The 15,166-nt window shown below is 55.8% G+C and carries 17 protein-coding genes; 7 read left to right on the forward strand and 10 right to left on the reverse strand.

Annotated elements, in window-relative coordinates; genetic code table 11:
- Positions 1-7: 7 nt before the first annotated feature.
- The 10 genes from sctE to sctW all read right to left on the reverse strand — a co-directional run bounded on the left by sctE (position 8) and on the right by sctW (position 7,369).
- On the reverse strand, positions 8-1,018 hold the full coding sequence (gene sctE, locus KP814_RS00355) for a type III secretion system translocon subunit SctE (RefSeq protein WP_216734888.1): 1,011 nt from the start codon (positions 1,016-1,018) through the stop codon (positions 8-10).
- Positions 1,002-1,520 (reverse strand): SycD/LcrH family type III secretion system chaperone, encoded by a 519-nt coding sequence (locus KP814_RS00360; RefSeq protein ID WP_216734889.1) that lies wholly within the window; start codon positions 1,518-1,520, stop codon positions 1,002-1,004. Before KP814_RS00360 ends, sctE begins: the two co-directional genes overlap by 17 nt.
- Before the next feature lie 53 nt (positions 1,521-1,573).
- Complete coding sequence (locus KP814_RS00365) at positions 1,574-2,113, reverse strand: hypothetical protein (RefSeq protein ID WP_216734890.1); 540 nt, start codon at positions 2,111-2,113, stop codon at positions 1,574-1,576.
- Between the two features lie 45 nt (positions 2,114-2,158).
- Positions 2,159-2,458 carry a hypothetical protein gene (locus KP814_RS00370; protein ID WP_216734891.1) on the reverse strand — a complete coding sequence of 100 codons (300 nt, stop codon included), beginning with the start codon at positions 2,456-2,458 and terminating at the stop codon, positions 2,159-2,161.
- Between the two features lie 259 nt (positions 2,459-2,717).
- Positions 2,718-4,790, reverse strand: a complete 2,073-nt coding sequence (sctV, locus tag KP814_RS00375; protein WP_216734892.1) for a type III secretion system export apparatus subunit SctV — start codon at positions 4,788-4,790, stop codon at positions 2,718-2,720.
- On the reverse strand, positions 4,787-5,143 hold the full coding sequence (locus KP814_RS00380) for a M48 family metallopeptidase (protein WP_216734893.1): 357 nt from the start codon (positions 5,141-5,143) through the stop codon (positions 4,787-4,789). Before KP814_RS00380 ends, sctV begins: the two co-directional genes overlap by 4 nt.
- Before the next feature lie 4 nt (positions 5,144-5,147).
- Complete coding sequence (locus tag KP814_RS00385; protein ID WP_127969164.1) at positions 5,148-5,525, reverse strand: hypothetical protein; 378 nt, start codon at positions 5,523-5,525, stop codon at positions 5,148-5,150.
- The gene (locus tag KP814_RS00390; RefSeq protein ID WP_127969163.1) at positions 5,522-5,818 is read right to left on the reverse strand and encodes a hypothetical protein; all 297 of its coding nucleotides are present in this window, start codon (positions 5,816-5,818) and stop codon (positions 5,522-5,524) included. The genes KP814_RS00385 and KP814_RS00390 overlap by 4 nt, the downstream gene beginning before the upstream one ends.
- Positions 5,818-6,195 (reverse strand): hypothetical protein, encoded by a 378-nt coding sequence (locus KP814_RS00395; protein ID WP_216734894.1) that lies wholly within the window; start codon positions 6,193-6,195, stop codon positions 5,818-5,820. Before KP814_RS00395 ends, KP814_RS00390 begins: the two co-directional genes overlap by 1 nt.
- Positions 6,196-6,238: 43 nt before the next feature.
- A complete protein-coding gene (gene sctW, locus KP814_RS00400; protein WP_216734895.1) occupies positions 6,239-7,369 on the reverse strand; it encodes a type III secretion system gatekeeper subunit SctW in 1,131 nt (376 codons plus the stop codon).
- 105 nt (positions 7,370-7,474) lie between these two features.
- Between sctW and sctN the strand changes: the two genes are divergently transcribed.
- Genes sctN through sctT form a run of 7 tightly spaced genes read left to right on the forward strand, consistent with a single transcriptional unit; the run spans position 7,475 to position 15,164 of the window.
- Entirely contained in the window at positions 7,475-8,794 is a 1,320-nt protein-coding gene (gene sctN, locus KP814_RS00405; RefSeq protein ID WP_216734896.1) for a type III secretion system ATPase SctN, read from the forward strand.
- 3 nt (positions 8,795-8,797) lie between these two features.
- Positions 8,798-9,271, forward strand: coding sequence for a type III secretion protein (locus tag KP814_RS00410; RefSeq protein ID WP_216734897.1), 474 nt, complete (start codon positions 8,798-8,800; stop codon positions 9,269-9,271).
- Positions 9,272-9,292: 21 nt separating this feature from the next.
- The gene (locus KP814_RS00415) at positions 9,293-12,475 is read left to right on the forward strand and encodes a hypothetical protein (protein WP_216734898.1); all 3,183 of its coding nucleotides are present in this window, start codon (positions 9,293-9,295) and stop codon (positions 12,473-12,475) included.
- Complete coding sequence (locus tag KP814_RS00420) at positions 12,472-13,470, forward strand: FliM/FliN family flagellar motor switch protein (protein WP_216734899.1); 999 nt, start codon at positions 12,472-12,474, stop codon at positions 13,468-13,470. The genes KP814_RS00415 and KP814_RS00420 overlap by 4 nt, the downstream gene beginning before the upstream one ends.
- Positions 13,463-14,110, forward strand: coding sequence for a type III secretion system export apparatus subunit SctR (gene sctR, locus KP814_RS00425; protein WP_216734900.1), 648 nt, complete (start codon positions 13,463-13,465; stop codon positions 14,108-14,110). Before KP814_RS00420 ends, sctR begins: the two co-directional genes overlap by 8 nt.
- On the forward strand, positions 14,107-14,379 hold the full coding sequence (gene sctS, locus KP814_RS00430; protein ID WP_011398858.1) for a type III secretion system export apparatus subunit SctS: 273 nt from the start codon (positions 14,107-14,109) through the stop codon (positions 14,377-14,379). Before sctR ends, sctS begins: the two co-directional genes overlap by 4 nt.
- Entirely contained in the window at positions 14,376-15,164 is a 789-nt protein-coding gene (sctT, locus tag KP814_RS00435) for a type III secretion system export apparatus subunit SctT (RefSeq protein ID WP_216734901.1), read from the forward strand. Before sctS ends, sctT begins: the two co-directional genes overlap by 4 nt.
- Positions 15,165-15,166: the final 2 nt, after the last annotated feature.

Genomic DNA, 15,166 nt, shown 5'->3' on the forward strand with positions numbered 1-15,166 from the left:
AAGTCTCCTATACCATATTCCTGCTGATCTGCATGCGAGTACTGTGGTCGTTCCCCATGATCTGCAGGATGCGACTGACGCCCTCATTCAGTTTGGCGATGACTTCTTTCAAGCGATCCTGCTCCGCCTCCATGGCGGCCTGCAGCTTGGCTAACTCCTTCTTCATGTCCATTTGATTGGCCCGGGCATCGGTCGCCTGCTTCTTGTATACACCAGTGGTTATCTGAGACGCTCCGCCGCCAACAGAGGCTACTCCACCAGTGAACGCAGCGATATTTCCCACTTTCGCCGCAGCCAACTGAATCTTTTGCACCTGCGACGTCGAAGAGGCCAACTTGGAGATTATGCTTGACCCTGCTTTGGAGGCGGACGCCATACTGGCGCCAACGCAGACAGCGACCATTACAGCCGCGGTGACGACGCCAGCAACAATGTTGGCGACACTCTCGTCCATGCCCATGGCCTGCAACCCCTTGGCTATACCCTTGGTCATCGCGCCCATCAGACTGTGACCGGTGGCCGCACCCACCATTGAATCCGCCGCCAGCGCCAACATGACTGCGCCTGCAACCACCCCCACAGCGGTAACAGCCATTACAACTGCAGCGATACTAGCTATCCATCCGAAAATCTTGCCGAACAAACCGCCTTTTTTGGCTTTCTCGCCGGCTTCGATGGACTTCTGAATTTGCTCCTTCATATCCGCATGCTTTTGATCTTGCTTGGTCCGGTTCAGCTCAATATCCTGTTGGGAGGCCGCGATCTGCTCGTTACTGGATTTGGACTTGATCGTTAATAACAAAGCCACCAGTTCATCGGAAGAGAGGAGTGTCGGCGGCGCCAGGTCTGCCGCAAAGGACTTGCCTAATGCATTTGGCGCGGGACCGGTCTTGGATTCCAGAACATTCAGTGAAACCGGAAGCGGACCGAGCTTTTTCTGCCCTGAGAGTTGAACATCCTGATTATCTGGGTTTCCAACCGGATAATTGAACTGTTGATTGTCACCCACCTTTACCATTGGCCAGGCCCTCCCTTTTCTGTTGCAGTACCGAGCGTAAAAGCTCAGCCTTGGCGCGCACCTGGGAGTATTGCTCCTTATCGCCCGCCCAATGCAACGCTGCTTCAATACCGCTTTCCGCCTTCTCCAGATCGTTCAAAGCCAGATAACAAAACGCCGCATGCATAGGGGGATGAGGATTCTCTACATCCAGAATGGCCATGTATGAATACGCCTGCACCGCCTCCTCATACTTCTGCTGTTGTTGCAGACAGGCGCCCAACCCCATCCAGAACCGCTTGTCTAAATGCCCATACAGGCACAGGAAACGGAACAGCTTTTCCGACTCCCCGTTGCGATTCTGTCGATACAAGTTGTACGCCACCGTGTAGACCGCCTCCAACTCATTGTCAGTGATCCCCTTGATCTCGCCCAAGGTTGCGCGACCATGCACCACCGACTCCAAGAGCGCCTCAAAGCGGGCGTCGGCGTCCGGTTGTATTGCTTGTGCTGATTCAGCCACGAAATATCTCCTTTACTGATTAAGTTCTGTGAGTTCAGTACACACTCAGGCCATCAGTTGATCTTATTGATGGTCGCCATGATGGTGTCGTGCTCTTTCTTCTGGATGTTGGTCATCAACTGATAAGCCTGTTGCTGCTTATTGATCAGGCCCTGCAGGCGAATCATTTCCATCTGAGAGTCGTTGTTGAACCCATCCCGCTTTTGTTTCAGGTCTTCCGCAAAAGAGTTGAGCTGCGCTTTGGTAACCTCTTTACCGGGTACATCAACTCCCTTCGCTTTAAGTTCCGTCACCATCTCGTCCGACAAGGTGACCTTGCTGTCGTCTTTCTCTAGCTTCGCTGCTTCAGTATTCACCTTGGAAATGGTGCTTCCATAATCCTTAATCTTGCTATTAATACTCTGCATCCGCTCGCTTTGGGATTTAACCTGTTCATCAAGCAAAGCAACACGCTCTTCCGACAACAGCATGATTCGAGTAAACGGGTCCATGTTGGCGTCGTCGAATTTAGACGCATTCTTAGGATCGCCAGTAGGCGTAGTGGTCTCGTATGGATTGTAGGGTTGGTTGCCGGTTACAGGAGGTGTACTCATCTCAATTTCCTCGTATTAAATAGGTAAGACCGAAAAAGCTAAGAGCTAAATCGCCAGATAATTACGGTTGGAGTTTTTGCGTTTGATAGGAGTGGTTGTACGGCTACCGGTCTTCATGATATCGGTGATTTCATCCCGCCATTCCTGCAGTTGCTCCATTCCCTGCTGCTTGAACCCTTCGGAAGCCAATGGGTGATTCAATATCTTCTGAGCGCTGCCTCGGGGAATTCCCAGGGATTGAAACAACTTATCTCCCTGCTCACGCATATTTTCCGCTTTACGGATCAACGCTTCGGACTCCGCCAGCGTTTTCTCCACCTCTACATCCATAAATGTCTGGCTCATAGCTTTAACCTCACTTTGATTTAGTCATGAATAACCCTCTCGCCACACCGCTTGGGGATCACCGTCGCGACTAAGGGAGAGGATCATTAGTTGAGTAACGGAAAGACGCAAAAAGTCGCTGTTTTTGGGAATATTAGCGTCTAAATTGGGATTTGCGACGCTGCTTGGGCCAGGTAGGTAGAGGTCAAAGCGGAATGATAAAGAAAGAAAAAGAGCGATGGAGACTATCCACCGCTCTCGGTATTTAGCTAGTTGAGGATTACAGGCAAATACGGCTGATCGGCTGCACCGTGATGTCCTGGGTGAGTTCTTGATAGGACAGCACGCACAGCTCGAAGAAATCGCGTTCGATCATCTTTCTGACATAACGGCGGATATCCATGGATACCAGCAACACCGGCTTATGCGGTAATGCGTCCAGGTCCCCTACTTCCCGATGCAGCTCATTGATGAAATTCTGCGTGGTGTCCGGGTCGAGGGCCAGATAAGCGCCGGAAGAGGTCTGCCTGATGCCGCCGCGAATAGACTCTTCCAGATCCTGATCCAGCATATAGGCAGGCAAGACATTCTGGCCATTGCAGAATTTATAGCTGATATAACGGCTCAGACTCTTGCGTACGTATTCCGTCAGCAGCACCGTGTCTTTTTCCTTTTGGCCCCACTCCACCAGCGCTTCCATAATGGCGCGCAAGTTTCGGATGGAGATATCTTCGGACACCAGCCGCTGCAGGATCTCCGCAATGCGCTGAATCGGCACGACACGCTGCACTTCTTTCACCAGATCGCCATATTGCCCTTCCATCTGATCCAACAGATAACGGCACTCCTGCAAACCGATAAACTCGCTGGCGTAACGCTTCAGAATAAAAGACAGGTGGTAAATCAACAGTCGCGGCGCATCCAGGTATTCAATGCCGGCGTTTTCCATGGCGGGCGCATGAGTCTTCTCCACCCAATAAGGGTTGGCGGACATCGCCAGCTCGCCCTGTTGATGAGGGATGCCAAGGATGTCCAACTGCTCCTGGTCTTGCAGCACCACGACTTTATCCGCTGGTAATCGCCCCTGCGCCACAGGCACTTCGTGCATCAGAATGGTGTAATCGCCATCTTTCATGCTTTCGTTGAAGCGCAGGTGAATGCCGGGAAACGGGACGCCAAGATCCAGATACAGGGCGCGCCTCACTCGGTATAGCTCAGCGTTCAGCTCAGAGGGTTTCAGCATTTGCTGGCAGGACGCCGCGACGTCCAGCAACAGGGGCACCGTCGGAGAAAAGTCATCCTTCTCTGGCGTCTTGCTCTGAGTTCGGGTCTGCCCCGCCGCGGCCATGGCGGGGATATCGTCATCGTCTGTCTCGGAGCGTTTGGATTTGCGGCTCATGATGAACCCCACAGAACTGATCAGCCCCGCCAGCACCAGGAACGTCATGGTGGGGAAGCCGGGGATCATGGCGAAGCCCAGCAGCAAGGCGCCGCCGATAAATAACGCCTTCGGTTGCGCGCCGATCTGTCCGCCGATATCGCGCCCCAGGTTTTCCGACTCATCCGTAGAGACGCGGGTGACGATAAAGCCGGCGGTGATCGAGATAAACAAAGCGGGAATCTGCGCCACCAGACCGTCGCCGATGGTCAACACCGAATAGATGGCGGCGGCGTCGCCGGCGCTCAGGCCGTTTTGCGTCACCCCAACCAGGATACCGCCGAGAATGTTAACCGCGGTGATGATCAAGCCCGCAATCGCGTCGCCTTTAACGAATTTCATGGCGCCGTCCATGGAACCGTATAGCTGGCTCTCCTTCTCCACTTTAGCGCGTCTGATGCGCGCCTCGTCCATATCGATAACTCCGGCGCGCATGTCGCCGTCGATACTCATTTGTTTACCAGGCATGGAGTCCAGAGAGAAACGCGCGCTGACTTCCGCCACCCGCTCGGAGCCCTTGGTGATAACCAGGAACTGCACGATGGTCAAAATAAGGAAGATAACGCCGCCCACCACCAGATTGCCGCCGACGACAAAGTTACCGAAGGTGTAAACGATCTGCCCCGCATCCGCCTGCAGCAGAATCAAGCGTGTGGTGGTGATAGACAGCGCCAGCCGGAACATGGTCGTGATCAGCAACATGGAAGGAAACACGGAGAAATCCAGCGGCGATTTGATATACAGCGCCAGCATCAGAAGTATCACCGATACCCCCATGTTGAGGGCGATCATCACATCCACCAGCATGGTAGGCATGGGCAGGATCATCATAAAGATGATGCCCACCAGGAAAATCGCCAGCACCACGTCGTTGCGCTGGCTGAGCGCGCTCAGAACAGAAGCTCCTCTACTCATACGAAAGAGTTCCTTGTTAGTTGATGATATTTCTTCAGGCTTTTACGCGCTTCCTCCGGACGCTCCAGCGCCCATAGCGCGTGACTGCGTATCAATAGAAACGGCGCGGTCTCCTGTTTCACGCCCAGCTCCCGCAGGCTACGGTCGCTCAGAGTCAACGCATCTTTATAACGCGCCGCCTTAAGGCAGGCGAAAGCAAGTCCGCGCGTCACATAGGCGTCCTCAGGACAAAGTTTGGCGGTAGCCTGCAACAGGGTCAGCGCCTTTTTGTGATGATTCTGCTGGAGATACACGAACGCCAGCGCCAACAGCCATTCACGGTTGGCAGGACTGAGGGAGAGTGGCTCGCTCATCCGTCTAGGCCTCGATTAATGCATTGCGATACTGGTTGAGGTAACGGATATCGTCCTGATTATCCCGCAAGATCTTCTCCGCCTTGCTGAACAACTCACGATCCTCCGGGGACTGCTGCGCCAGCTTTTGGAACAGCCCGCGCACTTCCCCGTACTGACGTTCAAAGTCCACTGGCGACAACAGGCTTTCCGAGCTGACCCGGGGGCGGATGAATGAATCCAATAAAGAGGATTCCTCCCCTTTGCTGTACAACTGGCGCAGATGCGACACCACCTGACCGCCGGCGGGGGTGAATTTCTTATGCGACGGCAGCTGACGTTCGTCCGCTGCGTTGTAAAGAGAAAGCCCTTCAATATTGGAGCGCAAAGAGATGTTGGTCATGCGACAGCCTCCTCGTCCGTCCCGTTTTTAAACCAGTGGTCGAGCCCGGTCAGTCTGAGCGCCTCCAGCAGATTTTCCTGCGCGTCGATCACCCGCCATTGAGGCGGCCCGTAGGGCGCCAGGTGGGCGATGTTCAGCAGCAGCGTCAGCACCCGGGTGGAAGGATGCGGCGTCTCATCACAGCGGATAAGCACCCGCTCTTCGCCCTGCTCCGCCAACTCGCGGCAGCGCATCAGAAACGCTTTCTCCGCTTCTGGGCGCAGGGGCCAGGGCATACTCAGAATGACATCCATCAGAGATTACCCAGTTTGCCGGTCAGTTCCTGATAGCGATAACGCAGTCGGCGGATAGCGCCGTCCAGGAAGTCAATGGACGCCTCGGAGACACTAATGCAAATCGTCATCACCAGACGTCTTTCCCCCATCAGACCAGGCTGGATCTGATAATCCGTGGACGTTTGGTAGTGGGTCAGTTGCAACAGCTTTTCGGCGACTTCCTCCACTTCAAACTCCGGTAATTCATAACTGAGCGACACCGCCAGGCAATCGTCGCGCTGGTCCAGGGTGATGCGCTCGCCGGTTTCGTAGCTCAGTGCGGTGACGCCTTCTCCCACGCCATTGACGCCCATGCTGCGACCATAGGCGTTCAACATGTTGTGAATCGCATTCATTATGTCGACTTACTCCTGTTCTGAATTGATCGTCGCCCCGCTCTCATTCTTCCTGCTCCTTGATAAACAGCTGCTCAAGGGCTTCTCTAGAAACGCCCAGCAGGCGTTCCCGGTCGGAGGGGTCGTTGTAGGTTTTTTCGGGAATTTCGCGAAACACTGTGTCCACTTCCCGTAACAGGTAGATCTGGTTTTCAATGCCCTGCACATTCATTTCCATCGGAATGGAAGCAATCTGGGACGGCTGCACCCAGTCCATGTCCTTGATGTCCAGCACTTTGCCCATCAGGTCCTGGCCGTCTTTGCAGTCACGCTGCTCGTAGATATCGCGCATGGTTCCCATGATGTCGCAGCATTGCTCATGCACGCCGCCCAGCAGCTTGAGCGCATACATGTCGTCCATGATGGCCTTGAGGCGCGACGGTTCAATGGACGGCCCCTGCGCGTTGTAATCGGCGCCCAGGGCTTTCATCAGGAACTTGCGCACGGTTTCAAAAGGACGCCCTTTATGGCGCTCGACAATGGTTCGATAGGTCTGAGTAATGCCGCCGTAGTTCAGCACTGCATCGCGATAGGCGTCCCGCAACATCTGGACGTCCGTCTTCAAACGATCGGCGAACTCAGAAGCGGTCAGCGATACGTTCAGTCCCGCCCGCACCGATTCGCCTTTGGTGTTCATCAGTTCCGTGGCGGCGTTTTGAATCAGCTTCAACTGCTCCGTTTTATCCGCTCCGCCGGCCTTGGCCTCTTTCTCCAGCACCTGCAAGGCCACGAATTGCAATGTCGGATCTTTGGAGAATTCCTCCAACCGTCGCATCAATTGCTGAGGGGTGGAAGGAAAGTTACTGGCCATGCGCTCAATGAGCACTTTCATTTTGACGTTCTTCAGCAAGTCGGGAACCTGATCCATCATCTCCCGAATTTTCTCGATCAGGATCTGCTGAGTGTTCTCTTTCTTGCCGGTGGACATTTCCCGCCGCGCCAACGTTTTCTCCGCTCGCTCCTTGAACAGAAGGGACACTTCCTCTTTGGCGTCTTCCAGTAAAGAGGACGCGCTCTGTTTCACCTGCACATTTTCCCCGTGCAGCTTGCCCTGTCGGGTAACCGCTTCATTCGTGGACATCGACCCGCTCTGCAGAACAGGCGCGCTGGTCCGGTTGACGATTTGCTCACTCAAGTTTGCGATCTCCGGCAATTGAACATGCAACTTTCTCCTTGTTGGTAACACCCATAAGAAGAAAGTTTTTCTGCGAAAGTTAATTTCCGCTTACAGGAGTCAAACGTGAGCCAGTTGAGCCATGTGTTATCAGACCTGCGCTCGGCCATCGCCGAGGTGCAACCGGTCGGCCTGCGCGGCCGGGTGACCAACGTGGTCGGCACCATCATTCGGGCGATCGTTCCCGGCGCGCAAATTGGCGAGCTTTGCTATCTGGAGTCCGAAGGTGCCCCGAGATTGCTCGCCGAAGTGGTGGGGTTTCAGGAAAAAGAAGCTCTGCTGACGCCTATGGGGGACATGCTGGGCATATCCACCGCTACAGAGGTGATCACCACAGGACAATCCCATCACATCGCCGTCGGCACTCATCTGCTGGGACGCGTGCTGGACGGCATGGGCAATCCGATGGACGGTAAAAACGCGGATTTTCCGTCAGACCTGCAGCATTATCCGGTCTACGCCGATGCGCCGTCTCCCATGATGCGCCGCATGATCAGCGAACCGCTCAGTCTCGGCGTGCGCGCCCTGGACGGCTTGCTCACCTGCGGCGAAGGCCAGCGGATGGGCGTATTCGCCGCCGCCGGCGGTGGTAAGAGTACGTTGCTGTCCATGCTGGTCATGGGGGCGGATGTGGACGTCATCGTTATCGCCCTGATCGGGGAACGGGGCCGCGAGGTGCGGGAGTTCATCGAGCATAACCTGGGTCCGGAGGGCCTGGCCCGTTCAGTGTTGGTGATCTCCACATCGGACCGCCCGTCCATGGAGCGCGCCAAAGCCGCGTATGTGGCCACTACCATCGCCGAATATTTCCGCGACCAGGGCCAGAGAGTGTTGTTGCTGATGGATTCAGTCACGCGTTTCGCCCGGGCGCAACGGGAAATCGGTCTCGCGGCGGGCGAACCGCCCACCCGACGCGGCTTCCCGCCTTCCGTCTTCGCCACCCTGCCCAAGCTGTTGGAACGGGTGGGCTTCAACGATAAAGGCTCCATTACCGCGCTCTACACCGTGCTGGTGGAAGGGGATGACATGTCCGAACCCATCGCCGACGAGGTGCGCTCCATTCTCGACGGCCACATTGTGCTCTCACGCAAACTGGCCGCCGCCAACCACTATCCCGCTATCGACGTGCTCGCCAGCACCAGCCGGGTAATGACCGCCATCACCAGCCCGGAGCACCGTCAGGCGGCGGGCAAGATGCGCGAGCTGATGGCCAAGTACGTGGATGTGGAGCTGCTGGTGAAGATCGGTGAATACCAGCGCGGCAGCGATCCGCTGGCGGACGAGGCCATCGCCAAGATCGATCGTATCCGCGGCTTTCTGAAACAGCCGACGGATGAGAAGTGCGACTTCCAAACCACGCTGAGCGCTCTGGCGCAGACGGTGTAAACCATGCTGTCCGCGCTGGCCGACATTAAAAAGCTGCGCGAGCGCAACGCACAGGCGGAGGCGCTTAAAAAGCGCCAATTTCTGGCGCAGAAGCAGGCGCAGGTTGAGGAAGCCAAACGCGACCTGCAACAGTTTGAGATATGGCGAGTACAGGAAGAGCACCGTCTCTACGACGGCATCATGGGGTCGGAGGTTGGCCTCAAGGAAATCGACAAAGTCAAACATCAGATCGGCATGCTGCGCCTGAAGGAAGTCTCACTGGCGGAGCAGGCAGAGAACGCAAAACAAGAACAAAAACAAGCAGAAGCGGCGTTGCGTCAGGCGGAACAAGCCCTGGCGGAAGCCGGCAAAGCCGTAGAAAAGTGTCAGATGCTTATTGAGCAGGTGACTGCCGAAGCCAACGCGGAGGCCCAGCGACTCGAAGATCTCGAGCTTGAGGAAGCCAGCGAAACCAATTTTTCACGCCCCCAAAACTAAACACAGAAATCCAGAATCATTATGAGAATATCCAATCGTACATCAGGTTCCTCGGACAGGGAAAAAGAGTCGGAAGCGGTCTCGGAAAGCTCCCTGCAACAGTTCAGCAAATTAATGGAGACCAAGTCCGTCAACCCGGATAAGTTCCGGCAAACGGAAGAGCAGTCACAGGAAAAACCGGTGCCGGATAAAGTTCGCAACGCCATGATTGAAATGGTGAAAAATGCGTTCAAAGCGACGGAAAACCTGGCGCAGCCCTCCAAGCCCGGCCAGATGGACCCCAAGACCTCCATCCCGTCTTTGACGCAGACTTTCGCCCAAAAATCTCCGACAGGAGAGAAAGGCGGACTTCTGGATAAACCAGAGCTGGCGCAGCCCAAGCAATCACTGCCGCAAGAGCAAACGCCGCGGGAACTCAGCCTTTTCGCCTCCCGAGACAACAACGGCGCTGAACTCAGCCAGCTCGACACGTTACAGAGCAAGCTGCCGCTGCCCGGAGACAAGCCGGAGCTTTCTCCACCCAAAAACGATGAACAGTTCGGTCAGCTCAAGACGGAAACCACCGTCCCGGAGTACGCCAAGTCGAATCCTGGCGCACAACCCTCCTCCGTTCTAAATAACCCGGATAAAACCACATCGGAAACCTCAGGGGACCCGAAAAATCCATTGCAAGAAGCTAAGCCCGACTCATCCGGTCGCAAGTCTGTTCGGCTGGAAGGAGACCAAACTCAGGCCAAACTTGAGACCATCAGAGACCCCAAAGTCGTCTCAGATAAGCTGCGGCCGAAGGCGGAAAAACAACCCAAACAAGAAGAGCCGAATAAATTCGAGTCCGGACAATCAAAGCTGGACGCCAAGACAGAAACAACTCCAGCAACCCAGGAGTCATTGCAAACCAGACTAGACAACAAAACAGATCCTAAACCCAAGCCTGACATGACGAACAAGTCAGAGCCAGCTCAAACCAAATCTGAGAACACCCCGCCTGAAGCGGACACCCATACTAAAACAGAACCCGCTCAAACTAATCGCGAGCACGCGCAATCCAAACCGGAAAGCAAGCAGGAGTCTCGGCCCAAGCCAGATGTGACTGACAAGCAGGAGATCGCTCAGTCGAAATCTGAGAACACGCCACCGAAGTCCGACGCGAGCACAAAATCCGGGGCGGCTCAGCCTAATCACGACGGCGTGCAAACCAACAAGCCGGAAACCCCTCAGACGAAATCGGAAAACACGCCACCCAAGGCCGACGCGAGCACAAAATCCGGGGCGGCTCAGCCTAATCACGACGGCATGCAAACCAACAAGCCAGAGAACAAAGCCGATACTCATCCTAAATCTGAGGTGACGAACAAGTCAGAGCCAGCTCAAATTAAGCCTGAAAACACCCCGCCTAAAGCGGACACCCATACTAAAACAGAACCCGCTCAAACTAACCGCGAGCACGCGCAATCCAAACCGGAAAGCAAGCAGGAGTCTCGGCCCAAGCCAGATGGGGCAGACAAGCCAGAGACCGCTCAGACGAAGTCTGAAAACACACCAGCCAAGCCCGACGCGAGCACAAAATCCGGACCGGCTCAGCCTAATAACGACGGCGTGCCAACCAACAAGCCAGAGAACAAAGCCGATACTCACCCTAAATCAGAGGTGACAAACAAGTCAGAACCGGCTCAAACCAAGCTTGATAACACCCCACCTAAAGCGGACACCCATACTAAAACAGAACCTGCTCAAACTAACCGCGAGCCCGCGCACCCAAAAGCGGAAAACAAGTCTGAGTCTCAGCCCAAGCCAGATGTGGCTATCAAGCCAGAGACCGCTCAGACGAAATCTGAAAGCATGCTCCCCAAGACCGACGCGAGTACAAAATCCGGACCGGCTCAGCCTAATCACGACGCGGTGCAAGCCAACAAGCCAGAGAGCAAAACTGATACTCATCCTAAATCTGAGGAGACGAACAAGTCAGAGCCAGTTCAAACCAAACCTGAGAACACCCCGCCTAAAGCGGCCCCTCATGCTAAAACAGAGCCCCCGCAACCAAATCCGGAAAACAAGACTGATGCGCCAGCAAAAAGCGATACTCAATCGAAATCCGAGCCTCGAAAGGTTGATCATACCCGTCCACCACAGACGCCCGCACACGCCGATATAGATGGGCAAAGCAAACATCAATCGCAAGAAAAGGCAGGGCTGCATCAAGACAGAAGCGCTTCACGCCAGCATGTAACTGGTCCCTCTGAGCATCACGTTTCTATGTTGAAGAACGGAGACAAGCCAGGTCAGGTGCCTGAGCCAATCGGCAAGCCCGGCGCTCAGCAGAGCTATCAGAATTCAGCAGAGCGACCATCGTCGGTGATAAAAGCAGGTGGCCCTGACGCAGAGGCGGTTACGCCACACAAAGCGCCCGTCGCCGGGCCACATCAGGTTAGTCAGGATGCAGATAAGGCCGGGCTTTCCTCGGAGCGCGCCATCAAGTCTCAGCAGGCGCCCCACTCCAAGACCGCCCCCATTGACGCCAATGTGCTTCAAGCTAATAGCAAAGCGTCACCTAAAAGATCGGAAGGCGGCGTTCACAGCAAAGTGGAAACAGGCAAACCTGAGCTGCACGCCGGCGAGTTTCAGCGTCTAGGCAGCCCTCTCGCCAACAAAGTGACGAGCAAGGGCTCCGCCTCTTCCGATCATCAGGAGCGCCGCGAGAAGCCCTCCGCGCCGCAGAAAAACAAAGATAAAACGGAGCAACCACAGGAGCGTCGCGAAGGTCAGGTGGAAAACTTCCAGGTGCAGCCAGCGCAGCAGAAGCAATCCCGCGACCCCGTCGCCAACACCAGCGCAACGGAGACCAGCAAGGTCTCCACGCAGGAGAAAGTGGCGGAAATGCAGAAGATCGTCGATCAGATCGTGAGTCGCGTTCTGGTCAGCAAACCAGGCTCTGGGCAGCCGGAAGAGCTGCGTTTGATGCTGAGTTCCGGACCGCTGAAAGGCACGGAAATCGCCATTATGCGCAAACATGGCGACATTCAGCTGAGCTTTAATACTCCCAATCCTGAAACTCAGGCCTTCCTGGTGTCACTAAAGGGAGAGATGAGCACATCCCTGAGGAGCAAGCTGCCGAATGAACGTTTCGAGGTCAGGATTCAAGAAAGCAAAAAAGCCAGCCCATACGGTAAAGCGCCAGTGCGCCGCGCCAAAGGCCAGCAGCAATGATTAAGCCGCTGAAGCTACCCCGGCTGGGGCGAACGCAGGTGAATCTGGATAACCTGATCTGCGCCCGCCGCCGCCCGTTTGCGGCGCAATTGCCTGAGCATACCGCCCAGTTCAATCTGCGCCGACTGGAGATGCTGGAGACTTACGCCAGCATCGCCTTTTACGCCGAGGGGCGTCGCGGTCATCTGCATTTGGACATCCGCGCCATCAGCGCGCTGCTGGGTGAGCATCAGGACGCCGCCATCTATCCGGAGGCCCTTCTATCAGCCTTACTGGCGGCGCAACTGAATGGCCCTCTGCAGGCGCTTTCCTCTGTCTTACAGACTGAGCTGGAACTGGACGAGATCAGCCAGGACAGCACCATGGTTCTGGCCGGCGTCCGCATCGGCATGCAAATAAGCGCCGCCGGCAATACCGGACTGGGGCTGCTGACGCCGCCACCGCATCTTGCCGAGCGCATCGCCGCATTGCTCGCCACCCTGCCCGCTGAACCAGCGCCAGCGCCGATCACGCCAATGGCGTCGGCGCAATTGCTGCTGGCGGAACGCCGGATGTCTCTCAATGACTTCAAAGGCCTGGAGCCCGGAGACGTGCTGATGCTGCCGCCAGGCGCGTCCGCAGATCTGGTGACGCTGCGCCTGCCTGGATACGGCGCCTGCCGCGCCCGCTTAGATGATCACAAATTAGTACTGGTGACGCCCATGACTTCAGAAACACAACACATTTCCGAACCTCTCGACGCCCCATCCGACCTGGGCAACCTGGAATTGAAGCTGGAGTTTCATCTCGGCTCTCTCAATCTGACTCTGGCCGAGCTATCGCAAATGACCGAAGGCGTCGCCTTTGATCTCGGCCTGAGCCTGGAAGCGCCGGTGGCGATGAAAGTGAACGGACAAACCGTAGCCCGCTGCGAGCTGGTGGAAATCGATGGGCGTCTGGGGGCGCGCGTAGTACGGTTGACCGGCGGCGACAGCGAGGTCGGCGGGCATGACTGATATACAGGCGATTCCTCTTATCGGGACACTGGTCCTGCTGTCGCTGATCCCGTTCATCGCCATCATGACCACCTCCTTTATCAAGCTCGCCGTGGTGTTCAGTCTGCTGCGCAACGCTCTCGGCATACAGCAGATTCCACCAAACATGGCGTTGTACGGGCTGGCCATTGTGTTGTCGATCTACATCATGGCGCCGGTGGGCTATCAGATTGCGGACACCGTGAAAGAAAAAGGCTTTGACCTGAGCCATGCGGAGTCGCTCAAGGAGCTGGCCAACAGCGCCATCGAGCCCATGTCCGACTTTCTGACCAAACACTCTTCGGAAAAGGAGCGCGGCTTCTTCATGGAAAGTGCGGCGACCCTGTGGCCCAAAGAGTACGCAGCGCGCCTGGACACCAACAGCATGCTGGTGCTGGTGCCTTCATTCACCATCAGCGAGTTGAAATCCGCCTTTGAAATCGGCTTTCTGCTGTATCTGCCCTTTATCGCCATCGACTTGATCGTCTCCAACATCCTGCTGGCCATGGGGATGATGATGGTGTCGCCGATGACGATCTCGCTGCCCTTTAAATTACTCCTGTTCGTGCTTCTGGACGGCTGGACCCGATTAACCCATGGCCTGGTGTTGAGTTACCAATGAGCGAAGCGGAAGTCATTCATTACGCCAGTCAGCTGCTGATGTTGGTGCTGGTGCTGTCGATGCCCACCGTCATCGTCGCGGCGGTGGTGGGCACGCTGGTGAGTCTGGTGCAGTCGCTGACCCAGATTCAGGATCAGACCCTGTCCTTCGCCATCAAGCTGATCGCAGTATCCATTACCATCATGCTCACCGCGCGCTGGCTGGGCATTGAAATCTACCACTTTTCCATGAACATCCTTGACCACATTGAGTTGATCGGCCCCTCATGATGACCCATTTGATGAGCGACACGCTGACGCTGTTCATGTTCACCGTGCCGCGTCTGCTGGCGGCCATGTCAGTCATGCCGTTCCTGAGCAAAAGCTTCTTCGGCGGCACATTGATCCGCAATGGCGTGGTGCTCAGCCTGTCCCTGTTTCTGTTCCCCGTGGTGGACGAAGGCTACAAGCCGGAAACCATGGCGCCGCTGATGTATGCGCTTATTATTTTCAAGGAAATGATCATTGGATTCTGCCTTGGCTGGCTGGCGGCGCTGCCCTTCTGGGCGCTGGAGGCGGTGGGGTTCTTTATCGACAACCAGCGCGGCTCCACCATGGCCAGCGCCATGAACCCGCTGACCGGCTCTCAAGCCTCCCCTGTCGGCATTCTGTTCGTACAAACCTTCACCACCCTGTTTTTCCTGGGAGGCAACTTCCTGACGCTGATGGGCGCTATTTACGCCAGCTATCACGCCTGGCCGATCTTCTCATTTTTCCCAAGGATCGAGCTGTCGGCAGCGGGCTTTTTCTTCGCCCAGCTGGATTACTTCATGAGTATCGTCGTGTTGTTCGCCGCCCCGCTGATCGCCTGCATGTTTCTGGCGGAGTTCGGCCTCGGTCTGGTCAGCCGCTTCGCCCCCCAGCTAAACGTTTTCTTCCTGTCCATGCCGGTAAAAAGCCTGGTGTGCATGGTGATGCTCACTTTCTATGTGGGCGTGTTGATGCGTATTTTCGACGAGCGCTATCTACGCACCTTTGATCTGTTCAAGCAGCTCAACGTGCTATGGGGGTCATGACG

It is taken from the genome of Hahella sp. HN01 (assembly GCF_018986435.1).
Lineage (GTDB): Bacteria > Pseudomonadota > Gammaproteobacteria > Pseudomonadales > Oleiphilaceae > Hahella.